This window comes from Planococcus sp. BI3 (genome assembly GCF_056680115.1).
Genome location: NZ_CM155266.1, coordinates 2,029,250 through 2,052,105, shown reverse-complemented (window position 1 = coordinate 2,052,105; position 22,856 = coordinate 2,029,250). Strand labels below are relative to the sequence as shown.

The window sequence follows — 22,856 nt, the reverse complement described above, 5'->3', positions numbered from 1 at the left end:
AAGTCCACAGCTTTAGTTTTTGGTTCTAATCCGGCTGGTTATCGCTGTCCTTGTCGGCAAACAGCCGCAATTCACGGAGTGTCTCTTGTTGGACCTCCCCCTGCAAAAATGATTCAGTCAAAAAGCCGTGCAAGCATTCTTCTTTCGCGCTTTTGGAAAGCGCGCTTTGCTTCAAGAGCTGCCTGGCTTCAAAAAGAAATTCCAGATATTGTTCGTAGCGTTCATCAAATTGGGTCTGCAGATCCTGCTTGATTTTTTTAGCAAGCATGGGACTGGCACCGTTCGTTGCAATCGCGATGCTCAATTTGCCTCTTTTCAAATGGGCGGGGAAATGGATGTTTCCAGACTCTGCCGCAGTGGAGGCATTCACCAAACAATGCGGAGGTGCAGCTTTTTTGGCAGCCTCGTTAACAGCTGGATCGTCGGTAGCGATGACCATCATGAAAGCCTCTTCGACCTCTTTCAGGTCGAATTTTTTTTGCTTCCATCTAATTCTTCCTTCTTCAGCCCAACCGGCTATTTCTGGCAGCACTGCCGGACTGATTACCGTCAGCAAAGCTCCGCTGTCCAATAAAGCGTCCAGCTTTCGCTTAGCGATGCGTCCGCCGCCCACTACAATCACTTTTTTCTCTGCCAATTCAATCATGATGGGAACCACCGTCATCTTCTCCGCCTCCTCAACTCTCTTCATACTATCAAAAATATTCCTATCTGCGTTGAATAGCAACCATTCAGCAAACAATCCAAATAATTTTACTTGCCCTAGCCTCTGGCAGGACAGCTTTCCTGGAAAGAAACCTAAAAAAAATCTAAAACATAGTTTGACACTCGGAATAGTCTATTATATACTTTGTGAAATCAAATATTTCAAACAATTCAGCTCAAAAATTGAATACGCGTTCTTATCAAGAGAGACGGAGGGATTGGCCCTTTGATGTCTCAGCAACCCTCCTTTAAGGAAACGGTGCTAACTCCAATAGGCTTTCCTTAGCCTAGAAGATAAGAAGATTGTTTGTTTTTCCGGACCTTCTTCTTAGCGAAGAGGGTCCTTTTCTTTTTGTCTGAACGCCTTGGAAATTTGGTTTAAGAACCCTTTCGAAATGGACAGCAGAATTCAAAACTAACCTTGGAGGTAATGACATGACGAGTAAAGCACACGGTGGAGATTTGGTAAACAGACAGGTGACCGGCACGGAAAGAGAAACGGCATTAAAGAATGCAGAAACGCTTTCTTCTTTATTCATATCAGATTGGGCGATTTCGGATTTGGAATTGATCGGCATCGGCGGTTTCAGCCCGCTGACCGGTTTCCTTGGACAACAAGATTACGAAAGTGTCGTCCATACATCGCGCCTCAGCAACGGCACGGTGTGGAGTGTGCCGATTACACTGTCAGTCACCAAAGAAGAAGCAGCCAGCTACCAGGTCGGCGACGAAATTGCGCTGAAAGGCGAAGACGATGTCATTTACGGAACGCTCCAACTGACGGAAAAATACGCTTACGACAAAGGGTTGGAAGCGGAAAAAATTTATGGGACCACAGAAGAAGCGCATGCAGGCGTGAAAAAACTATACGAACGCGGTGATATTTACCTGGCAGGTCCGATCACGTTATTGAATCGTCCGGACCATAGCGAATTTGAGGAGTTCCATCTGGACCCGTTAGAAACGCGCCAGCTATTCAAAGATCTTGGGTGGAAGACGATTGTCGGTTTCCAGACGCGCAACCCGGTGCACCGCGCGCATGAATACATTCAGAAAGCAGCATTGGAAGTAGTCGATGGCTTATTGTTGAACCCACTGGTGGGCGAAACAAAATCCGATGACATTTCAGCAGCTGTGCGGATGGAAAGCTACCAGGTCATTTTGAAGCATTATTATCCTGCAGACCGTGCGCGCCTAGCCATCTATCCTGCGGCAATGCGTTACGCGGGACCGAAAGAAGCGGTGCTCCATGCCATCGTCCGCAAAAATTACGGCTGCACGCATTTCATCGTCGGCCGCGACCACGCAGGCGTCGGCGATTATTATGGCACCTACGAAGCACAGGAATTCATCAGCCAGTTTGAAGATGAACTGGGCATCCAGATTTTCAAGTTCGAGCATTCGTTCTACTGCAATACATGCGAAAACATGGCAACAGCGAAAACCTGCCCGCATACGGCAGAAAATCATGTCCATTTGAGCGGCACGAAAGTGCGTGAATTGCTTCGCAACGGGGAGAAGCCCCCGAAACAATTTTCCCGTCCGGAAGTGGCCGATGTGCTCATCAAAGGCTTGCGGGAGACCGTAATAAGTAACTAAGTTGAAGGATGGTTGCCCATGTCAGTCGAAATGATTTTTGTGCTAATTGTCATCGTTGGAATGGTCAGTGCCTTGCTGTTTGAAGTTGCCCGTCCGGATATGATTGTCTTCTCGGCATTGGTGGTTTTGCTGCTGTCAGGGATTTTAACGACAGAAGAAGCATTGCGCGGCTTTTCCAATCCGGGAATGCTGACCATTGCTTTATTGTTCATCGTTGTCGGGACCGTACAAAAACATGGCCTGATCGACCAGATGATGATTGGCTGGCTGAACAAGGGCAAAAGCTTGAAGGGTTCATTGTTCCGTATTTTTCTTCCGCTTCCGCTGTTTTCGGCTTTCTTGAACAATACGCCTATCGTTGTGACATTGACGCCGCTATTGAAGAAATGGTGTGAAGAACGGAACATTGCACCATCCAAGGTGTTGATTCCTTTATCGTATGTAACGATTTTAGGAGGCACCATCACGTTGATGGGAACTTCCACCAATCTGGTGGTCCACGGCATGCTGATCGATTATGGGCTTCCTGGATTTTCCTTGTTCCAGTTGGCGATAGTCGGAATTCCCATCACGATTGTCGGCTTGATTTATCTCTTTACTGTAGGAAATATGCTGTTGCCTGAAAATAAAGGGTTCAGCAAGCAGGTTGCTGAAGATTCCCGGAAATACATCGCTGAAATGATCGTGGAAGAGACATTTCCACATACCAACCAAACGGTTGAGGCGGCTAAGCTCCGCGATTTGAAAGGACTGTACTTGATTGAAATCATTCGGGATCAAACACGGATTTCATCGGTCAGTTCCAAAACCGTCATCCAGTCCGGAGACCGGCTGATTTTTACAGGACTTATTTCCACCATCGCAGACCTGCAAAAAAGAAAAGGGCTGACGTTAAAGACCGGAACCGATCTTCAATTGGATGATCTGAAAAACGGCAATACGCAGCTTGCAGAAGCTGTGGTTTCCCATGAATCGTCGCTGCTGTCGAAGACCATCAAGCAATCCCAATTCCGTTCACGTTATGATGCAGGTGTCATGGCCGTCCACCGCAATAACGAACGCATCAAAAGCAAAGTCGGCGATATCATCCTGCGGCCGGGTGATACGCTATTGCTGCTCGCCGGAACCGGATTTGTGGAAAAATACCAGCAGTCCAATGACTTTTACGTGGTTTCGTCGATGAAAACCCCGAAATCACTGCAGGAAAGCCGCTTGGTGGGCTGGTTTTCATTGGTTGTCCTATTGGGGGCCATTGCCCTTGTCGTTGTCGGCTGGTTGAGCATGTTCAAAGCCATGGCATTGGCGGTACTGATTTTGCTGGTGACCAAATCAGTTTCCATGGAAGATGCCAAAAACGATGTGCAGTTCAACGTGTTGCTGCTGATCGCCAGTGCATTCGGCGTTGGAGCAGCAATGACCAAAACCGGTCTGGCACAATGGGCGGCGGACGGGCTGCTGGCAATTGGGCAGCCGTTCGGCTTGTTGGCCATCCTGATCTTAGTTTATCTGCTGACCAGCATCTTTACCGAATTGATCACCAATAGTGCTGCGGCAGTCTTGATGATTCCCATCGGCATCGAAATGGCCAGCAACCTGCAGCTTGACCCCATGGGCTTTGCTGTCATCATCACTATTGCGGCATCCGCCAGCTTCATTACACCCATCGGCTACCAGACTAATTTAATTGTGTACGGGCCAGGCGGCTATAAATTCATGGATTACGTTAAAGTGGGGACGCCCCTAAGTATTCTGGTTATGTCGGTAACCATCGGAATCGTTTACTATTACTGGTTTTAGGAGGAGAAAAAATGAGCAAATCAACCAATATCGTTTGGCATGAATCGAGTGTTACAAAAGAGGACAGACAGAAATTGAATAATCATAAAAGCGGGGTCCTATGGTTTACCGGATTATCGGGATCGGGAAAATCAACGGTGTCCGTAGCTTTGGAAAAAGAAATTCACGCGCTTGGAATCCGTACGTATTTGCTGGACGGAGACAATGTGCGCCACGGTCTGAATAAAAACCTGGGATTCAGCCCGGAAGACCGGACTGAAAACATCCGCCGAATCGGTGAAGTCGGAAAGTTGATGAGCGACGCTGGGGTATTGACCTTGTCCGCATTCATTTCACCATATCTGGAAGACCGCGACCAAGTCCGTGCGTTGCTTGAAGAAGATGAATTTATCGAGATTTATGTAAAGTGCAGTGTGGATGCTTGTGAAGCCCGCGATCCGAAAGGCCTTTACAAAAAAGCCAGAGCTGGTGAAATCAAAGGGTTTACCGGCATCGATGCACCTTACGAGGAGCCGGTAAACCCTGAAATCACTATTGAAACCGACAAGCAGACATTGGAAGAATCGGTTCAGGTGATTATTGATTATTTGAAGAAAACAGGCTACTTGGGCTAATGGCTAGTGGCATTGACCTGAACCGGCTGCTCGAAATCAGCCTCGTAGCAGGCAAAGAAATCATGGCAGTCTATGGACAGGAACTGGCTGTTGAGGCAAAAGCGGATGATTCGCCCTTGACGATTGCAGATCAGCGGTCGCACCGCGCCATTGATGCAGGACTAAAGAATGCCTACCCGGAAATTCCGGTGTTGAGCGAAGAAGGCAGCGAAATTTCTTATGAAGAACGGAAAAACTGGCAACGGTTTTGGCTGGTGGACCCGCTCGATGGCACCAAGGAATTCATCAAACAGAACGGTGAGTTTACCGTCAACATCGCGTTGATAGAAGAGCATTATCCAGTTCTCGGAGCCATTTACGTGCCGGCTGCCGATGTCTTCTATTACGGCGAAGAAAACGGCGGCGCATATAAATTGGAAAAGGCTTCAGCTGTAAAGTTTGAGGATGCCGCGGCATTGCGAGAAAAAAGTATTTCCTTATCTGCCAGGAAAGCTCTGGATAAAATCCGGGTTGTCACGAGCCGCTCCCATATGTCTGTTGAAACACAGGAATTTATTGAGCGATTAAACGATGGCAGGAAAACGATTGAACGTGTATCCGCTGGCAGCTCGCTGAAGTTTTGTCTGATAGCGGAAGGACAGGCGGATTATTATCCGCGCTTTGCACCGACGATGGAATGGGACACGGCTGCCGGGCAAGCGATTGTCGAAGCGGCAGGCGGCACCGTGCAAGACGCCAAAGACCAGAGCCGCTTTTCCTATAACCAGGAAAGCCTGACGAATGGATGGTTTTTGGCAGCTGGAGCGAATGAATAATCCGGTGAATAAAGAAAGTGATGATATTGAAAAACAGCTACCGTAAATAAATGATATTTTCAGAGTTTTATTGACAGTCATCTTTTATTGCTTTAGTATTTAGACAAATCATTAAAACCAAGTAATCTTATAAGGTATTTCTTATCATGAGAGGTGGAGGGACTGGCCCTTTGAAGCCTCGGCAACAGCTCTGGTCTTTGACTGGGGATAATGTGCCAATTCCAGCAGGTCCCGAACGGATCTGGAAGATAAGAAGACAGGCCGACGCAATGCGTATTGGATCCCTCTCTTCTTGTTCTATTGGAAGAGAGGGTTTTTATTTTATATTTTATGGTAGGGAATTTATTGTTTTGCTTTTGAAGAAATCGCTTCAGGCGGAATATCCAAAGCACAATAATAGTTATTGAAATGTTTAATCGAATTCATGAAAGTTTGAAGGAGGAAATTGGGATGAGCCACGCTGTTTCGTACGAGCAATTTACTGGAGATCCATTTAAAGACCTGGCACCGACCGATACGCTGAAAGGTGCCGCTGATATTCTGCAATGGGCCTATGATTCCTATGGAGAGAATATTGTCTATGCCTGCAGCTTCGGGGCGGAGGGCATGGTATTGATCGATCTTATTTCCAAGGTGAAAAGCGACGCGGAAGTGGTATTCCTGGATACCGACGTCCACTTCGACCAAACCTATGAATTGATTGAACGCGTCAAGAAGCGCTACCCGAAATTGAATATCCGGATGAAAAAACCAGAGTTGACGCTGGAAGAGCAAGCCAGCCAGTTTGGTGATGAACTATGGAACAGCCAGCCGGATAAATGCTGCGACATCCGCAAAGTCAAACCGCTTGAACAAACGCTTTCCGGTGCACAGGCTTGGATTTCCGGCCTCAGAAGAGAGCAGTCTGAAAGCCGCAGCAAAACGGATTTCATCAATAAAGACAACCGCTTCAAATCCGTCAAGGTTTGCCCGCTGATCCACTGGACGTGGGACGATGTTTGGCAATATATCCAATTGAACGGCCTTGAATACAACATTTTGCATGATGAAGGCTATCCGAGCATCGGCTGCAAACATTGCTCGTTCGCCGTGACAACTGATGGAGACAGCCGCGACGGAAGATGGAAAGGCTTTGCGAAAACCGAATGTGGCCTGCATACATAATGAGGCCAGCAAGATGATGGGAATTAACGATCAGAAAATGGCGGGATCATCGTTTCTCTGGTTAAAAAAAGGAGTCTAGGAAGCTTATGAAAAAAGTTTATTTAGTTGGTGCAGGTCCAGGCGACCTTGATTTGATTACAGTGAAAGGGTTGAAGGCCATCCAGAAGGCCGATGTCATCCTTTATGATCGCTTGATAAACCAGGAATTGCTGGACGAAGCGAAAGAACATGCCCAATTGATCTACTGCGGCAAAAAACCCGATAACCATTCCTTGAAACAAGAAGAAATCAACGAGCTGCTGTGCCGGTTCGCGCTGCAGGGAAAAACGGTGACGCGCCTGAAAGGCGGCGACCCGTTTGTATTTGGAAGAGGCGGAGAAGAAGCGGAAGCACTGGTTGACCATAATATTCCGTTTGAAATTGTGCCGGGAATTACAGCTGGAATTGCAGCGCCCGCCTATGCAGGAATTCCGGTCACACATCGCGATTACAGTTCATCCGTAGCGTTTATTTCAGGGGTCAGCAAAGTGGGCGTCGACCAGGATGAATATTGGGAGCATGTCGTGAAAAGCATGGATACATTGTGCATCTATATGGGCGTCAGCAAGCTTCCGGAAATCTGCGGCCGTTTGATGCGCCACGGCCTGAAACCGACGACACCGATCGCGCTGATTGAATGGGGCACGACAGAACGGCAGCGGACAGTGACCGGCACGCTTGAGGACATTATCCGAAACGCCAAGGATTTCGAGAATCCATCGATGATTGTGGTGGGAGAAGTGGTCCGCCTGAGAGACAAATTGCAATGGTATGAGCAGCTGCAGGACGAACAGCAATTTCAGCTTGCCGCCCATGTTGGATAAGGAGATGGTGATATGCAGGCTGTATTATATGTAAGCCACGGAAGCCGTGTAAAGGAAACGCGCCAGGAAGCGATGGCGTTTATGGAATTGGTGCAAGGGAAAGTCGGCGTTTCTCTTCAGGAAACCTGCTTTTTGGAATTGGCCAGTCCGGATATTGCAGAAGGAATCGCCAGCCTTGTGGAACAGGGCGCTACAGCAATTGCGGTCGTTCCAGTTCTGCTTCTGAGCGCCGGACATTATTACGAAGACATTCCGGATGAAGTCAAAAAATCGATATCGCGCTATCCAGACATCCGCTTTACTTACGGCAAACCACTCGGTGTCCAGGACAGACTCGTAGAAATTCTAGCCGAGCGCTTAGAGGAAACAGCAGTGGAACGCTTGTCTGAAGCGAAGATCCTATTGGTCGGAAGAGGCGGGAAAAGTTCAGAAATCACCCGTTCGGTTGAAGAAATTGCGGCGAAACTGGCAGTAATGGCCAAAGTGCCGAAAGTGGAAGTGTGTTATTTGGCCGCGGCTGCCCCGTCATTTGATGAAGGATTGCAAGCTTCCATCAATACCGGCAGCAAACAGATTTTCGTAGTCCCTTATTTATGGTTCACCGGACTCTTGGTCAAATCAATGCAGAAGAAAATCAACGCCTTATCTTCAGAAGAACAGCAAATCATCTTATGCGGATATCTAGGCGACCATCCGGCGATGGTGGATGCCCTCGCAGAACGCGTGCACGAAGCGCTGCAAAGTGAACAACAGCCGGCATGGTGAATAGTGGAAGGAGAGATTGAATATGAATGGATTAGCCGGAAAGAAAATTGGTGTGGCAGCCGTACGTGCCGCAAAAGAAATCAGCCTGCTGATTGAAAAGCAGTCCGGCACTCCCGTCATTCTCCCGATTCAGGGAAGACAGCGGCTAAACGAAGACATCAGCGCACAGAACATCAGTGATTTTTTAGCCAAGCCTTTCGACTGGGCCATCTTCACGACCGGCATTGGAGCAAGGACGTTGACGGATTCAGCGGGAGGCATGGGCCTTCATGTTCCGTATATCAACAAATTGAACACAACAAAATTGGCCGTTCGGGGCAGCAAAACGATGAAGTGGATCAAAGAGCATGATTTGGAGCCGGTCCATGTTTCAGAAGATGGAACCATGGATAATCTATTAGCAGCTTTAGATGAAGAGTATAAAGGCAAAAGCCCACAGCAGATCTTTTTGCAGGCCTATGACCAGGATGACGATAAGCTAAAAAGCAGATTGGAAGAAAATGGCCATATTGTCTACTTATCCCGCCCTTATTCCTATGAAAAACCGGACCCTCTTGTCGTGGATCGATTGAAACAATCCATTATTGAACGGTCGTTGGACGCTATCGTCTTCACCAGCAAAACGCAGGTCCGGAATATATTTGCTGATCCAGATCAAAGCGCACAGCTGATCGAAGCTTTCAATGACCAGGTGCTGGCAGTAGCCGTCGGCAAAGTCACCGCCAAGGAACTCGAAAGCAACGGCATCAAACAAGTGCTGCAGCCTGAACACCAAAAGATGGGGGCGATGATCGTCGCGATCGACCACCATTACCGCCAGTAACATGTCTGACGGCAGTTTAGAGGGTGAAGATGTATAACATAGATTAATGATTGTTATGTGCCATATCTTAATTTTGTAAACAGCAATTTACCTTATATTTGTTTCTAACCGCACAACCCTTAGAAGAAAGAGCAAAGGGCGGCGACTATTCTAAGCATGTGAGTTGCGATAAAACTGCTCCTGCATCGCTTCGCTGCTTCGCCGCAAAGGTATTGCCCGAACTTCCTTCGCCCAATGCCTTGTCCGCCCGGAGCGATTTCTTCAACTCAACGCTCTTTATAAGAATTAATTATAAAAAATAAACGAATTTCGAGGTGAAACAATTTGCAATTGCAGACAATGAACAGCCCATTCGATCAGGAACAGGTAGAGCTTATCAACCGCTTATTGCCGATGCTGACCGACAATCAGAAAATTTGGCTGAACGGCTATCTGGCCGGCTCGCAGTCATCCGCCACCGTCGCTGTGCAGGAACAACCGGGATTGGAATGGTACGCCCAGCAAGGCGGTGCATCTGTTGCCACCCGTGAAATCACCATTCTGGTCGGTTCCCATACAGGCAACTGCGAATCGGTTGCCAAGGAGGTTTCGAAAAAACTGCAGGACAAAGATTACCAGGTGAAGCTTACGCCAATGGATGAGTTTAAACCGAAAGACTTGAAGAAAGTCGAAGATTTGCTGATCGTCACCAGTACGCACGGGGACGGCCACCCACCGGATAATGCCCTTGCCCTTTATGACTTCCTGCACAGCAAGCGTGCACCGCAGCTTGAAGATGTTCGGTTCTCCGTTTTATCTCTGGGTGACAGTTCTTATGAATTCTTCTGCCAGACCGGCAAAGATTTCGATAAGCGCCTGGAGGAACTGGGTGCCAAGCGCATCCATCCGCGTGTGGATGCTGATCTGGACTTTGAAGAACCAGCAGAAGAATGGTTTGATGGCGTCTTTAGTGTCCTGAATAAAGAAAAAGAAACAAATCGTCCGGGAGCTGCAGGGGCTTCAGCGGCTCAAGAAGCTGCACCAGCCAGCCGGCCGGCATATTCCCGCAGCAATCCATTCAATGCGGAGGTTCTGGAGAACATCAATTTGAATGGCCGGGGTTCGAATAAAGAAACCCGCCACTTAGAACTCGACCTGGAAGGTTCTGGCCTGCAATATGAGCCGGGCGACAGCCTCGGGATTGTTCCTGAAAACGAAGACAAGCTGGTTGATCAATTGATAGCTGCAACAGGATGGAATCCGGATGAATCGGTCTCCATCAATAAGCAAGGCGATACCAGCTCCCTGCGAGACGCGTTGATTTCTACCTTCGAAATTACTATCCTATCGAAGCCATTGCTTGAAAAAGCCGCAGCTTTTGCGGACGGTGATGCATTGGCCAATCTGCTGGAACCGGAAAACAAAGAACAGCTGCAGGCTTATATCTATGGAAGAGACCTGATCGACTTGACGGAAGATTTCGGTCCTTGGCAAGCGTCAGCTGCTGAATTCATCCAAATACTGCGCAAAATACCGGTTCGCCTGTATTCAATTGCCAGCAGTTCAACAGCAAATCCGGATGAAGTCCATTTGACGGTCGGAGCTTTACGCTACGAAGCGAATGGGCGCAAGCGGACGGGCGTCTGCTCGACACAATGTGCAGAACGCGCTGAAATCGGCGCGACCTTGCCGGTGTTCATCCAAAGCAACAGCAATTTCCGATTGCCTGAGAATCCGGAAACACCGGTCATCATGATCGGCGCCGGAACAGGGGTCGCCCCTTATCGTGCCTTTATGGAAGAACGCGAAGAAACGGATGCTCAGGGAGACGCGTGGCTGTTCTTTGGTGAACAGCATTTCGTCACTGATTTCCTTTACCAGACCGAATGGCAAAGATGGCTGAAGGATGGCGTTCTGACGAAAATGGATGTTGCCTTTTCCCGTGATACAGCTGAAAAAATTTATGTGCAGCACCGTCTGATGGAGAAGGGCCAGGAAGTGTACCAATGGCTGGAAGCCGGCGCCAATATCTATGTCTGCGGCGATGAAAAATACATGGCCAAAGATGTTCATGCTACGCTAGCAGCAATTCTGGAGCAAGAAGGCAATATGACTGCGGAACAAGCGGAAGACTATCTGACTTCTATGCGCAGCGACAAGCGTTATTTGCGGGATGTTTATTAAGAAGGTATACATGAGTAATCAGCAATTAGTTTTTATATGATCTTAACTGCACGGCCTTGGGAAGTAGGAGCGGCAGCCGGCACCGTGACGTCCTGTCACGCCTGCTGCATGACCCACATCCTGTGGGCCCGAAAGCGTCCGTCTGGAGCAATTTCTTCAACAATGAAAGGAGCTTACCATGAAAATTAAAGAGTTGACTGATATAGAAGGCACTCCAAGTGAAATGGAGGTCATCAAAGATCGAACCAATTATTTGCGGGGCAATCTCGTGGAAAGCTTCGCGGAGCCTTTGACGGCTTCAATACCGGACGATGACGGCAAGCTATTGAAATTCCATGGCAGCTATATGCAGGATGACCGGGATATCCGCAACGAACGGGCACAGCAGAAACTCGAACCTGCTTACCAATTCATGATCCGTGTCCGCCTGCCGGCAGGCGTCGCAACGCCGCATCAATGGCTGACAATGGACAATCTGGCAAACACGCACGGCAACGGCACCTTAAAGCTGACGACGCGCCAGACTTTCCAGATGCACGGCATTCTGAAATGGAATATGAAGAGCACCATCCAGGAAATGAACCATGCCCTGATGGACACGATTGCGGCCTGCGGGGACGTCAACCGGAATGTCATGTCGACATCCAACCCGTACCAATCGGATGTGCACGGGGAAGTATACGAAATCTCCCGCGAATTAAGTGAACACCTGTTGCCGAAAACGAGAGCTTACCACGAAATCTGGCTGGACGAAGAAAAAGTCGTCGACAGCAATGAGGACGAAGTGATCGAGCCGATGTATGGGCATCTTTATTTGCCGCGGAAATTTAAAATCGGCTTTGCGATTCCACCTGCCAATGATGTTGACATCTACTCACAGGATCTTGGGTTTATTGCCATCTTGAAAGACGGCAAGCTGCAAGGCTTCAACGTGACAGTCGGCGGCGGCATGGGCATGACGCATGGCGATACCGCCACATATCCGCAATTGGCGCGCGTCATCGGATTCTGCCCGCCGGACAAAGTCAATGAAGTCGGGGAGAAAATCCTCACCATCCAGCGCGATTACGGCAACCGTTCAGAACGGAAAAATGCCCGTTTCAAATACACCGTCGACAGACTGGGGCTTGATTGGATCAGAAATGAACTGAACACGCGCCTCGGCTGGGACATTAAACAAGAGCGCCCGTTCCAATTCGACCGCAACGGCGACCGCTATGGCTGGATCGAAAGCGACGGCAAATGGCATTTGACTTTATTCGTCGAAAACGGCCGCGTCAAAGATTTTGACGGCTATCCATTGATGACAGGCCTTCGTGAAATTGCCCAGGTCCATACGGGGGAATTCCGCCTGACTGCCAATCAGAACCTGATCATCAGCAACGTGACGGAAAACAACAAAGCCAAGATTGATGCCTTGGTCGAGAAATACGGATTGACCGATGGCAAAGAAAATTCAGCACTGCGCCAAAACTCGATGGCTTGTGTATCACTGCCGACTTGTGGATTGGCGATGGCTGAAGCCGAACGCTATTTGCCGGTGCTGATCACCAAGATCGAAGATACGCTGGACGAAGCTGGACTGCGCGACGAAGAAATCATCATCCGCATGTCAGGCTGCCCGAACAGCTGCTCACGCCCTGCATTGGGGGAAATCGGCTTTATCGGCAAAGCACCGGGCAAATACAATATGTATTTGGGAGCCGGCTTTGCAGGCGACCGCCTGAACAAGATGTACCGCGAAAATATCGGGGAAGAAGAGATTTTAGCGACACTCAAGCCAATCTTCTTCCAATTCGCCAAAGAGCGTGAGGAAAACGAACATTTTGGCGATTTCGTCATCCGCGCCGGCTATGTGGCACCTGTCACATCCGGACTTAATTTCCATAGCTAAAATCAAATAAGGTCCATCCAAAAGCTCGGGAGCGATTTCCGGGCTTTTGGCGTTAGAAACTATTCAACCCTTCATTAAACTGATGAAGGGTTTTTTGTCAGCTATCTTATTTACTTTTGCTGTTCTATGATAAAGGGACAAGAAAGAACAGACTCGTTTTGTTTTACGGATGGAGGAATTGTGGTGATGGCAGGAAAATGGACGGCTTTAATGTGGATCGCCCTGGCGGAACTGTTCGCTTTGAGCCTGTGGTTCAGTGCGAGCGTCACAGGGGCGGAATTGAGGGAGCTTTGGAGCCTCACTGCGCAGACAGAGGCCTGGCTGTCGGCAGCGGTTCCGGCCGGCTTTATCATTGGTACATTGATCAGTGTCTCCTTCGGGATTTCAGATCGCTTTAATGCACGGAAGGTATTTGCGCTTTCCGCCTTGGCAGGGGCCTTGATCAATGGCCTGCTGATTGTTGCCGACAGTGCCTTGATAGGAATTGCCTTGAGGATAGTGACCGGCGTGACCCTTGCCGGCGTTTATCCGACAGCAGTCAAATTATTGTCCCAATGGTTTCCGACAAAAAGAGGATTGGCACTTGGGATTTTGATTGCGGCGCTGACCTTAGGGTCGTCCTTGCCCCATTTCATCAGCCTCCTTTTTTCCTCTGTGGATTGGAAATTGGTCATCATCGTCAGCTCCCTGTTGGCGTTGGCCGCAGCGGGCATCATGAACTGGGTTGTGAGGGACGCACCAACCTCTCCGCAGAAAACGATTTTTTCCTTTAAATTGATTAAGCAAGTACTGCTCAATAAACCTGTCATGCTGGCGAACTACGGGTATTTCGGCCATATGTGGGAATTGTATGCGATGTGGACATGGCTTCCTGTTTTTCTTGCCGCGAGCTTTTCCAGTTCCGCTTCTCAAGCCAGTCCGGAAATTATTTCTTTGGCTTCTTTTGCATCGATTGGAGTGGCCGGAGCAGTTGGCTGCATATTCGGCGGATTGGCGGCAGATAAGATGGGAAGGTCACGGCTGACCATCCTTTCTCTGCTGGTCAGCGGCGGCTGTGCCATCCTGATCGGCTTTACATTTGGACAGGCCTTCTGGCTGACGCTTCTGGTGGCCGTCATCTGGGGAATGTTTGTGATTGCTGATTCAGCACAGTTTTCAGCTGCGGTGACAGAATTTGCAGAGGCTCCGTATTTGGGGACAGCTTTGACGTTTCAGATGTGCATCGGATTTTTGGTCACAATCTTTTCCATCAACTTGATCCCCGTCGTGCAAAGTTTGATCGGCTGGAAATGGGTATTTTCCCTGCTGAGCATCGGCCCTGTATTCGGAGTGATCTCCATGGTGAAATTCCATACTTATGAAATGAATGCAAAAGGTGAATAGTCTTTTAGGCGTGAATAAAAAGAACTATCTCTTTTGTGTGGAAATGATTATGATAGAGAAAAGAACATAGATGGAAACAAAGGGGATAGCGGGATGAATTGGTTGCCGAAAAGGAAAAATAAGGTGGCGGCTTTTTGGGAATGGTTTGCAGACAATAAAGAGGCATTTTTCGACTTGGACGATGCTGGCAGAGACAAACTTTTCAGCCAACTGGAAAAGAAGTTGCATAAGGTCAATCGGCATTTGGCCTTTGAGTTTGGTGAAAGTCTGACTTCAGGGAAACGCGAGTTTGTCATTAGTGCGGATGGTGTTGTAGAAGCTTTTGATGATGTCATCGACCTGGTCGGCAATGCACCGGCCTTTGGCAATTTCGAAATCATCAGTTTTCGCCAACCGCATGAGGAAGAGTTTTCTGTTGTGTACGGTGATATCGAACTGGGGTGGGATGATATCTTCTGCACGTTTGAAAAAGACAGCGGCGAAGTGAATTTGACGCTCTACATCAAAGGCTTTACCGAAGAAAATGAAGATGAATTCATCTCAGCTTCTTTTATTCTGCTGGATACGGTTATCGGAGAATATAATGTCGGCATGCGCATCGGCGAAATTGAGTTCACCAGCTACGAAGGGCAGGCGGATGTCCGCCCGATAAAGGAATTGCAGAGTCTTTTTTAGAAGATATAGCAGGGAAAAATAGAAAAAGCGACGCAAGACCCTGTTCGGAATATACATTCCGAACAGGGTCTTGCGTTGTTTAGAATGAGTCAGCCCTAAGCATCACTAGCGGTCTGGATTGAACCGATCATTGCACAATTTCCTAGGGCAATAGAGTAGGATTTCACATGAATTTCGCATTTTCAGTGTATACTTTCCACAGGATGAAGCAAAGGATGATTTTGATGAAATGCAAAATAGGGATAATTGGTGTGCTGGCGCTCGTATTGCTGCTCGGGGCATGCTCTGGCGAAATGGACTATGACTGGCCTGAAGGCGATAATCAGCTGTTCGTATCGCATATCAAAGAGCCTTTACTCACGGTCATTGGCGATGGGGAGACGCAAGCTGAACTCGAGTTGCCTTTCATCGCATCGGACATGGTGATGGCAGAAGGCAAATTGGTGCTCGCAAGCAGGGAAGAAGACGAGCTGTATGTGCTCGACTTGGAAACACAGAAACTGGAATCACTCGGAAAAGCGGGAGCAGGCATCACCAAACTTTTGTATGACGGTGGAAAACTGTATGCGGCGTATGCAGATTCGGACCAGATTGCCCAGCTGTCGCTGGAGCCGTTCGCCATTGGAAATATAGCGGAAACCGGTGGGCATCCCCATTCGATGGCATTTGACGGAACGATGCTCTATGTAACGAATGTCTACGGCCATACTGTGCAGGCGATTGATACTGCAACGATGACCGTAAAGAGCAGCTTTGCTATCGTTGACCGCCCGAATGGCGTCGCCCTGTATGAAGATGGCCTTATTGTCGGCGGCCACGGCCCTTACGGTAAACTCAATAATAGCGTTTATCGCTACTCGTTTGACGAAGAAAAAACGGTCCAGCAGGTGGAGACCGGGTTGATGCCGATTGAAATTATTGCAGCCGGAGACAACCTTTTTGTACTGAACCACGGGTCGCATGATGTGGTGAAACTGGATGCGGCTACATTGGAATTGAAAGGTGAAGTTGCGGTAGGCGACAACCCGTATTATGGAGTCACTTCAGGCGGTAAATTATACGTCAGCAGTATGGATGCAGATATAATCAGTGAAATCGATATTGAAAGCTTTACTGTGACAAAAGAAATTCCGACGGCTGCTGGGCCGCACGCGATGGTGCTGGAGGAGGGAAACGATGAAAATCCTGGTCATTGACGATGAACAAACGATGCAGCATCTGCTGCGGCTCATGTTGGAAGGAGCGGGCTATGAGGTCTTGACTGCTGCAAGCGGCGAAGAAGGCATCCGCAAAATGCGCGAGGAAAAAGTCGGATTTGTCATTCTCGACGTGCTGATGGGCGGTATGGATGGCTTTTCCACCTGTGCAGAAATCCGGCGCTTCACGCCAGTGCCGATTCTCATGCTAACCGCAATTGCCGGCAGCGAAGTGGATAAAGTGAAAGGGCTGCGGGCAGGGGCCGATGATTATATGGTCAAGCCGTTCAGCAAACAGGAGTTGCTCGCGCGCATCGAAGCGATCCTGCGCCGCACCCTTACGGCAAGCCTCCAGGTGGACAGCGAATGGACAAATGGCACACTTGAGCTGAACGAAATGCTGCGTACGGTGATGGTTGCAGGAACGAAGGTTACACTTACGCGGCGTGAATTTGATTTGCTGGCATTTTTATTGAAGCATCGGGAGCAGGTGTTTTCCCGTGAACAGTTGATGGAGAAACTATGGGGCGAACAGGCCTATAACGTTACAACGCGGACCGTCGACACCCATATCAAAACCCTGCGCATCAAACTTGGTGAAGCTGGCAGCGCCATCGAAACCGTCTGGGGTCTTGGCTATAAACTGGTGAAATTATGAAGCCGTATCGCTCTGTCACAACGAAATTATGGCTTTTATTCGCTGGGGTTTCTTTGGCCGGCATTGCGCTCTTGATGTTCGTCGCCTATTCGGTTTATGATGCCGTTTATGTAGAGGCGGAGCGCGAACAGTTGCATGAATTGGCTGAAGCATTGCGAGGCGCCTACTTGGCTGAAAATGCGGCGGAATTGGAAAGGATTATAGAATTTCTGGAAGATTCCGGCCTCAATGCACTGGCGATCGATGACCCGATGGTGCTTGGGGCGGCGTTGCCGCTGCAGGCGCCGGAGGGGGATGTCATCATCAATTTTAAGGAGCGCGAAAGGCTGTCGCAAGGGCAAGCGGTGGTCATTGAGCGGCGCAATGCATATGTCGATGCGGACTTGATCGGAGTGGCGTTGCCAGTGGTCGAGGATGGGAATTTGCGGGCAATCGTATTTGCCTACCGGCCGGTTTCGGAACTCAGCCAGGCATTTGGGAATGTGCTGCCGATCCTGCTGGCGTCGGGATTGCTGGCGCTTGCCACTCTCTATGCCATCCGCGGGCGTATTGAGAAGGAATTCATCGGTCCGGTCGTAGAATTGCGGAACGCTTCCAACGCCATGGCAAAGGGGCGTTTCGAAGGGAGCGTCCATCCTGCTGTCCACAATGAAGTGGGAGACCTTGCCCGGTCGTTCAACACGATGGCAGAATCAATCCGTGAAGCAGATGAAAAGAAGCGCGAATTTCTGCAGAACCTGTCCCATGAATTGCGGACCCCGCTCAGCTATATAAAAGGCTATAGTGAATTGCTTCAGCAGCCGGATGCGGAACACCTGCACATTGCGGCTATTTTGCACCGCGAATCGGAGCGCATGGAGCGCATGGTCAGCCAGATTCTGGATTTGACCAAGCTTGAAGGCGGCGAGGAGGACATTGCGCATGAACTGTTGGCGCTAAGTGAGATCGCATTATCAGCCATCGACAACACAGCGGTGAAATGGCGGGGCAGACAGCAGCAAGTAAAGACAGATCTGGATGAGGATATACTCGTATATGGGGATGAAGACCGATTGTTGCAGGTGTTGGTCAATTTGCTCGACAACGCCATTGCCTATACGCCGGACGGCGGTTCGATTACTGTAAGCCTGCGTTCTGAAGGCAGCGAAGCAGTACTGGAAGTCAGCGACAGCGGTCCGGGAATCCCGGAGGAGCATCTGCCCTACATTGCTGACCGTTTCTATCGCGTCGAAAAAGGACGCACCCGGGGTGCAGGCGGGGCTGGCATCGGCTTGGCAATCGTCAAACAGATTGCAGAACTCCACGGCGGTCGGCTGAAAGTAGCATCGTCCGAAGGCAACGGTACGCGAGTGCAGATTTGGCTTCCGCTCGCAGCGATAAGTTGATAAATAACTGGGGAAAATTATTACAGAGATTTCACAAGCGTTTCACAATTGCCCAGTAAACTGAATCCATTGGAAAAAATTCAGTTTAACGGAGGGTTTATTGATGAAGAAATTAATGGTTATTGGTGCGTTTGGTTTGATGCTTGCAGGTTGCGGCATGGAAGAGAAGAGCGCGGACAACGCTTCAGCTGCCGGGCAAGAAATGCAGGAATTAGAAGTCCAAGTTTTGACTGAACCTGCAGGCGAAACGGGTGAATGGACACTTGAAGCTTATGTATCCCAAGGCGGCGAAGCGGTGAACGACGCGGATGAAGTGAAGTTTGAAGTATTCGAGGCCGGCAAGAAAGATGGAAGTGTAAAAATCGATTACACGACTGTGCAAGACGGTGTCTATTCGATTAAGCACACATTTCAGGAAGATGGCGTCTATTATTTTATCCCGCATGTAACGGCGCGCCGCATGCATACCATGCCAACGCAGCAAGTGATTGTCGGGCAAGTGACAGACGAAGAAATCCAAGCAGCTGAAGAAGCAATGGCCCAAGCGAAAGCGAAAATGATGGAAGAAAAAGAATCAGGCACCAAAGATGAAGAAGATATGCAAGACGGCATGTAAATAGCGAAGGCCACAATAATTACTAGGCTGCAGTCATATGAAAGCTGATAAAATCCCTCCTGGACCAGGCGGGATTTTTTGTGTTGAAAATAAAAATCATATCGTGGTTTTGCAAGCTTCTGCCGAGTCAGCTTTGGTGTGGCAGGCTGACTTTATGAACAGGGTCTTTTCAGAGTATCGAGGCTGAAGCTGAAAGGAGCTGGGAATGTAAAACGAGTGATTTACAGGAAATTAATTTACATGGAAATAAAATGCAATTTATTTTCATGTTATCATTTGATTAAGCTATTAAAAAGGGGAGAAAAAGATGAGTGCAAAGAAAGTGAATGCAGCATTGCAAGCCTGGCATTTATTGGAGGCTGTTAATCCCAGTCAGGTACCAGATCGAGGAAATAAAATTGAAAAATCCTTGTTTAAGGATGGGAAATACAGAATGGATGTAGAATCTGTACTAATTGAAGCTTATACATGGCAAGCTGTTCAGTTAAAAGATGAGCATGCATATGGATCACAATTTCATTATTACATGGACTGCTTTGAGCAAAGCAAGTTGGTTCGATTCCTGCGCGATCATTTTAAAAGCACTGAGGAAATCATTAATGAAGATTCATCCATGCTATTCAGCTTTGTTTTTTCTGTAGATGGCAAGGGCAACTACATCGCTGACTCGCTATTCGTTCCCTTTGTGATGTTTCTCATAAAAAAATTAAAAGACAGCGCAGCTGTGGATTACGATTCGTTTATGGCCGATTACGAGTCTCAAATGAGCTTGTTTAAAGAGCGGACAGAAGCCTCATTTCTAAATGGAATCAATGAACACTCCTTGCGCGAAGTGCAGGGGATTTACAGCAATCACTTTGGTGAAATGGAAAGTACGAATTATTTTTACATAGAAACAGAAGTTCAAAAAATCAAAAGCTTAAAAAGTAAAATGAACTTTAACAGTTTTTACTTGAAGGATTTGCAGCAGATTCTTGAAAAAGGCAGCAATGACACACTCCACCAGTTTATTGAAGGCACCGATAAAAAAATGGACATAGATGAAAACCGCGAATACATTGAACATACACTGCAACCGAAATTCTTGCCGGTGGGTAGATGGATGTCACCGGTGGAACATCGGTTGTCATTGATGCAGCAAGTGGCTGTCAATCAAATCATGAATAATGGGCAGGCAATCGATTCGGTCAACGGACCGCCGGGCACTGGAAAGACCACCTTGCTGAAAGAAATTTTCGCAAATGTTGTGGTTAATCGGGCTCTGAAAATGGCGAAATTCCATGATCCGAAACAGGCTTTCACATTTGAAAAAAGTATTAAGTTTGATGGCAATTCCTACCCGTTCTCCATTTCCATCTTGAATGAAGAACTGACGAAGTTCTCCATGGTGATCGCATCAAGCAATAACGGCGCGGTTGAAAATATCTCGAAAGAACTGCCGCAGGAAAAAGAAGCAATTCGCCCTCCATCCAAAGAGAACAAAAGTGATTTTCCAGAATATGAAAAGGCCTATGCAGAAAAAGCCGCCGAATTGGCATTTTTTCCGGAGACTGCCGAAAAAATGCTGGGTAAAGATGAGGGAGCTTGGGGACTGTTCTCGGGAGCGCTTGGCAAAGGAAAAAATATTTCTGATTTCAGTAAAGCGCTCATGGGATCGAAGGACGATTCGGACAGACTGATCAGCCAACTGCAGAAGACTGCCGCTGAAAGCAGCGCGAAAGACTGGCAACAGGCGGTAAAAGAATTCAAGGATCTGCATGCGTCAATTGAAGAAAAAAAGGCGAAGTTGCAAGAAGTGGCTGAGCAGTTCAACCAATTTGAAACAACTCAAAAGAGAGTGTTGGAGCTCAAAGCGAAGTTTGATGAAAACAAGCATGAAGAACTTACTGCAGCAGAAAACATTAAGCAATTGGAAATCAAACGGGAGCTGACGGAAAGTGAGTTGGCGGTTTCTCCCAATCTTCCGCTTTTCCAAAAGGTGCTCGGCAAAAAAGACGTGAAAAAAGATGAGATCAAAAAAGAGCTAGCTGAATGCCTCAATGAATTAAAAATACTGCATTCTAGACAATTCACGATTCAACAACAGCAAAAGGAATTGCAAGGGGAACAACAGCAGCTTGAAGAACGGCAGCAATCCTTTCTCAAGAAACTGGCAGATTATGATAAGCAGAGACTGGTTCTGCCAACTGCAGAATATTGGCAGAACCATACAGAAGCTTATGAAAAACGCCAGCGGGAGACAATTTGGCTGACGGATGAGCTGAATTTCGAACGCGGCTTATTGTTCTTGAAAGCAATGGAACTGCATAAGCTATTTCTGGCATTCAATAAAGAAACGGTAACCGTTGCATTGCGCCTATTGATGTCGCGGGATAAATTGAATCTGAATGATGAAGATCACGTCCGTTACCTCAAAAATATGTGGAACGTCATTCATTTGATCACACCGGTCGTGAGTACGACTTTCGCAAGCTTTTCATCGATGTATCGTGGAATAGACAAAGATTTTATTCAATACCTATTCATTGATGAAGCGGGGCAGGCGAGTCCCCAACAGGCAGCGGGTGCTTTGTGGAGATCACGAAAAGCCATAGTGGTCGGAGATCCGATTCAAATTGAGCCGGTGGTGACAATAGATCAGACGATTTTAACGGATATTCGCAAACATTATCAGTTGGAGGAAGATTTTATCGGTATTAGTGCTTCTGTTCAAAGTTTAGCAGATCGAGCAAATCCGAGAGGTACCTGGAAGATGGGCGGAGAATGGATCGGAACACCGCTATGGGTGCATCGCCGTTGCCTGGATCCGATGTTCTCGATCGCCAATGAAATCGCTTATGAAGGGAAAATGGTCTTGGCTGATGAAAGAACCGGAAAAGTTGCCTGGTATAACTGTGCAGGTAAGGCTGTGAATCGCCAATACGTCAGAGAGCAGGGAGACTTGATTGCCGAATTGATTGCCAAACACTGGTCAGCAGAAAGCAAAGAGCCTGATGTCTTTGTTATTACACCGTTCACTGCGGTTAAAGCAGGCTTGCAAGCGGCTGTCCGCAAAAAATTGCAATCATTGGCGATTGATCCCAAAAAAATCACCGACTGGACCAATAAATCCATCGGAACGGTCCATACTTTCCAAGGAAAAGAAGCAGAAATCGTTTATTTTGTAGCGGGGACAGATGCAGACAGTGACGGAGCTGCTCAATGGTCCTGCGCAAAACCCAATCTGCTCAATGTTGCAGTGACACGTGCAAAAAAAGAATTCTACATCATTGCCGACTATCAGCGCTTTTCAAAAAAGACTCATTATGAAACCATTGCGAAATATGTAGCAGTTCTGGAAGTTGAAGCTAAAGTGGAGCCAAGTGGAATCGCTCAATCCTGATGAGGCAACACTAAATCCCCGCAATTAACTTTCTTCGCAGGAGCATTGCCGGAAGTCGCTGAGCTGTTATTCGACAGCTGTTTTTAGGTCTGAATGATACATTGTGAAAAAAATCACAGAAATTTCATTGTTTTTCGACAGATTGGGTTGACCTGTTCCCTAGATACAGGTACCATATCTAGAATACTTAAAACTGAATAGTGAATTCTTATCAAGAGAAGTTGAGGGACTGGCCCGATGAAGCTTCAGCAACCAGCCGAAAGGTCAGGTGCTAAATCCAGCAGGCAAGCAATTGTCTGACAGATGAAAAGGAACGAGTTTGATATCGTAAAGCCTTCTTTTTCATGAAGGCTTTTTTT

19 protein-coding genes and 3 riboswitches are annotated in these 22,856 nt (G+C 47.9%); of the genes, 18 read left to right on the top strand and 1 reads right to left on the bottom strand.

What is annotated here, in order from left to right; all coding sequences use genetic code 11:
• Nucleotides 1–25: 25 nt before the first annotated feature.
• Complete coding sequence (locus AC1MEO_RS10185; RefSeq protein ID WP_480330051.1) at nucleotides 26–664, bottom strand: NAD(P)-binding protein; 639 nt, start codon at nucleotides 662–664, stop codon at nucleotides 26–28.
• Between the two features lie 235 nt (nucleotides 665–899).
• A riboswitch (SAM riboswitch) is annotated at nucleotides 900–1,006 on the top strand.
• A 134-nt stretch (nucleotides 1,007–1,140) separates the two neighbouring features.
• Here AC1MEO_RS10185 and sat point away from each other — a divergent pair.
• From sat to AC1MEO_RS10095, 18 genes are all read left to right on the top strand, one after another.
• On the top strand, nucleotides 1,141–2,304 hold the full coding sequence (gene sat, locus AC1MEO_RS10180) for a sulfate adenylyltransferase (RefSeq protein ID WP_480330049.1): 1,164 nt from the start codon (nucleotides 1,141–1,143) through the stop codon (nucleotides 2,302–2,304).
• A gap of 18 nt (nucleotides 2,305–2,322) precedes the next feature.
• Nucleotides 2,323–4,101: an SLC13 family permease gene (locus AC1MEO_RS10175; protein WP_480330047.1), complete on the top strand. Its 1,779-nt coding sequence runs from the start codon at nucleotides 2,323–2,325 to the stop codon at nucleotides 4,099–4,101.
• An 11-nt stretch (nucleotides 4,102–4,112) separates the two neighbouring features.
• Entirely contained in the window at nucleotides 4,113–4,715 is a 603-nt protein-coding gene (gene cysC / locus AC1MEO_RS10170; RefSeq protein ID WP_480330045.1) for an adenylyl-sulfate kinase, read from the top strand.
• Complete coding sequence (gene cysQ, locus AC1MEO_RS10165) at nucleotides 4,715–5,530, top strand: 3'(2'),5'-bisphosphate nucleotidase CysQ (protein WP_480330043.1); 816 nt, start codon at nucleotides 4,715–4,717, stop codon at nucleotides 5,528–5,530. The genes cysC and cysQ overlap by 1 nt, the downstream gene beginning before the upstream one ends.
• Before the next feature lie 138 nt (nucleotides 5,531–5,668).
• A riboswitch (SAM riboswitch) is annotated at nucleotides 5,669–5,785 on the top strand.
• Nucleotides 5,786–5,980: 195 nt separating this feature from the next.
• The gene (locus tag AC1MEO_RS10160) at nucleotides 5,981–6,694 is read left to right on the top strand and encodes a phosphoadenylyl-sulfate reductase (RefSeq protein ID WP_480330041.1); all 714 of its coding nucleotides are present in this window, start codon (nucleotides 5,981–5,983) and stop codon (nucleotides 6,692–6,694) included.
• Between the two features lie 86 nt (nucleotides 6,695–6,780).
• Nucleotides 6,781–7,557, top strand: coding sequence for a uroporphyrinogen-III C-methyltransferase (gene cobA / locus AC1MEO_RS10155; protein ID WP_480330039.1), 777 nt, complete (start codon nucleotides 6,781–6,783; stop codon nucleotides 7,555–7,557).
• 12 nt (nucleotides 7,558–7,569) lie between these two features.
• Nucleotides 7,570–8,322 (top strand): sirohydrochlorin chelatase, encoded by a 753-nt coding sequence (locus AC1MEO_RS10150; protein ID WP_480330037.1) that lies wholly within the window; start codon nucleotides 7,570–7,572, stop codon nucleotides 8,320–8,322.
• 22 nt (nucleotides 8,323–8,344) lie between these two features.
• Nucleotides 8,345–9,145 (top strand): uroporphyrinogen-III synthase, encoded by an 801-nt coding sequence (locus AC1MEO_RS10145; RefSeq protein WP_480330035.1) that lies wholly within the window; start codon nucleotides 8,345–8,347, stop codon nucleotides 9,143–9,145.
• Between the two features lie 324 nt (nucleotides 9,146–9,469).
• A complete protein-coding gene (locus tag AC1MEO_RS10140; RefSeq protein ID WP_480330033.1) occupies nucleotides 9,470–11,308 on the top strand; it encodes an assimilatory sulfite reductase (NADPH) flavoprotein subunit in 1,839 nt (612 codons plus the stop codon).
• A gap of 178 nt (nucleotides 11,309–11,486) precedes the next feature.
• Entirely contained in the window at nucleotides 11,487–13,202 is a 1,716-nt protein-coding gene (gene cysI, locus AC1MEO_RS10135) for an assimilatory sulfite reductase (NADPH) hemoprotein subunit (RefSeq protein WP_480330031.1), read from the top strand.
• A 186-nt stretch (nucleotides 13,203–13,388) separates the two neighbouring features.
• Complete coding sequence (locus AC1MEO_RS10130) at nucleotides 13,389–14,585, top strand: MFS transporter (RefSeq protein ID WP_480330029.1); 1,197 nt, start codon at nucleotides 13,389–13,391, stop codon at nucleotides 14,583–14,585.
• Between the two features lie 93 nt (nucleotides 14,586–14,678).
• Nucleotides 14,679–15,260 carry a hypothetical protein gene (locus tag AC1MEO_RS10125; RefSeq protein WP_480330027.1) on the top strand — a complete coding sequence of 194 codons (582 nt, stop codon included), beginning with the start codon at nucleotides 14,679–14,681 and terminating at the stop codon, nucleotides 15,258–15,260.
• Nucleotides 15,261–15,484: 224 nt separating this feature from the next.
• A complete protein-coding gene (locus AC1MEO_RS10120; protein WP_480330025.1) occupies nucleotides 15,485–16,456 on the top strand; it encodes a YncE family protein in 972 nt (323 codons plus the stop codon).
• The gene (locus AC1MEO_RS10115; protein ID WP_480330023.1) at nucleotides 16,437–17,114 is read left to right on the top strand and encodes a response regulator transcription factor; all 678 of its coding nucleotides are present in this window, start codon (nucleotides 16,437–16,439) and stop codon (nucleotides 17,112–17,114) included. The genes AC1MEO_RS10120 and AC1MEO_RS10115 overlap by 20 nt, the downstream gene beginning before the upstream one ends.
• Nucleotides 17,111–18,499 carry a sensor histidine kinase gene (locus AC1MEO_RS10110; RefSeq protein WP_480330021.1) on the top strand — a complete coding sequence of 463 codons (1,389 nt, stop codon included), beginning with the start codon at nucleotides 17,111–17,113 and terminating at the stop codon, nucleotides 18,497–18,499. Before AC1MEO_RS10115 ends, AC1MEO_RS10110 begins: the two co-directional genes overlap by 4 nt.
• 103 nt (nucleotides 18,500–18,602) lie before the next feature.
• Nucleotides 18,603–19,115, top strand: a complete 513-nt coding sequence (locus AC1MEO_RS10105) for a FixH family protein (protein WP_480330019.1) — start codon at nucleotides 18,603–18,605, stop codon at nucleotides 19,113–19,115.
• Between the two features lie 37 nt (nucleotides 19,116–19,152).
• The gene (locus AC1MEO_RS10100; RefSeq protein ID WP_480330017.1) at nucleotides 19,153–19,302 is read left to right on the top strand and encodes a hypothetical protein; all 150 of its coding nucleotides are present in this window, start codon (nucleotides 19,153–19,155) and stop codon (nucleotides 19,300–19,302) included.
• Nucleotides 19,303–19,422: 120 nt separating this feature from the next.
• Complete coding sequence (locus tag AC1MEO_RS10095) at nucleotides 19,423–22,497, top strand: DEAD/DEAH box helicase (protein ID WP_480330015.1); 3,075 nt, start codon at nucleotides 19,423–19,425, stop codon at nucleotides 22,495–22,497.
• A 205-nt stretch (nucleotides 22,498–22,702) separates the two neighbouring features.
• A riboswitch (SAM riboswitch) is annotated at nucleotides 22,703–22,807 on the top strand.
• Nucleotides 22,808–22,856: the final 49 nt, after the last annotated feature.

Coding starts and splice junctions, on each gene's coding strand:
- AC1MEO_RS10185 (WP_480330051.1), bottom strand. CDS start 664: ATGACGGTGGTTCCCATCATGATTGAATTGGCAGAGAAAAAAGTGATT.
- sat (WP_480330049.1), top strand. CDS start 1,141: ATGACGAGTAAAGCACACGGTGGAGATTTGGTAAACAGACAGGTGACC.
- AC1MEO_RS10175 (WP_480330047.1), top strand. CDS start 2,323: ATGTCAGTCGAAATGATTTTTGTGCTAATTGTCATCGTTGGAATGGTC.
- cysC (WP_480330045.1), top strand. CDS start 4,113: ATGAGCAAATCAACCAATATCGTTTGGCATGAATCGAGTGTTACAAAA.
- cysQ (WP_480330043.1), top strand. CDS start 4,715: ATGGCTAGTGGCATTGACCTGAACCGGCTGCTCGAAATCAGCCTCGTA.
- AC1MEO_RS10160 (WP_480330041.1), top strand. CDS start 5,981: ATGAGCCACGCTGTTTCGTACGAGCAATTTACTGGAGATCCATTTAAA.
- cobA (WP_480330039.1), top strand. CDS start 6,781: ATGAAAAAAGTTTATTTAGTTGGTGCAGGTCCAGGCGACCTTGATTTG.
- AC1MEO_RS10150 (WP_480330037.1), top strand. CDS start 7,570: ATGCAGGCTGTATTATATGTAAGCCACGGAAGCCGTGTAAAGGAAACG.
- AC1MEO_RS10145 (WP_480330035.1), top strand. CDS start 8,345: ATGAATGGATTAGCCGGAAAGAAAATTGGTGTGGCAGCCGTACGTGCC.
- cysI (WP_480330031.1), top strand. CDS start 11,487: ATGAAAATTAAAGAGTTGACTGATATAGAAGGCACTCCAAGTGAAATG.
- AC1MEO_RS10130 (WP_480330029.1), top strand. CDS start 13,389: ATGGCAGGAAAATGGACGGCTTTAATGTGGATCGCCCTGGCGGAACTG.
- AC1MEO_RS10125 (WP_480330027.1), top strand. CDS start 14,679: ATGAATTGGTTGCCGAAAAGGAAAAATAAGGTGGCGGCTTTTTGGGAA.
- AC1MEO_RS10120 (WP_480330025.1), top strand. CDS start 15,485: ATGAAATGCAAAATAGGGATAATTGGTGTGCTGGCGCTCGTATTGCTG.
- AC1MEO_RS10115 (WP_480330023.1), top strand. CDS start 16,437: ATGAAAATCCTGGTCATTGACGATGAACAAACGATGCAGCATCTGCTG.
- AC1MEO_RS10110 (WP_480330021.1), top strand. CDS start 17,111: ATGAAGCCGTATCGCTCTGTCACAACGAAATTATGGCTTTTATTCGCT.
- AC1MEO_RS10105 (WP_480330019.1), top strand. CDS start 18,603: ATGAAGAAATTAATGGTTATTGGTGCGTTTGGTTTGATGCTTGCAGGT.
- AC1MEO_RS10100 (WP_480330017.1), top strand. CDS start 19,153: ATGAAAGCTGATAAAATCCCTCCTGGACCAGGCGGGATTTTTTGTGTT.
- AC1MEO_RS10095 (WP_480330015.1), top strand. CDS start 19,423: ATGAGTGCAAAGAAAGTGAATGCAGCATTGCAAGCCTGGCATTTATTG.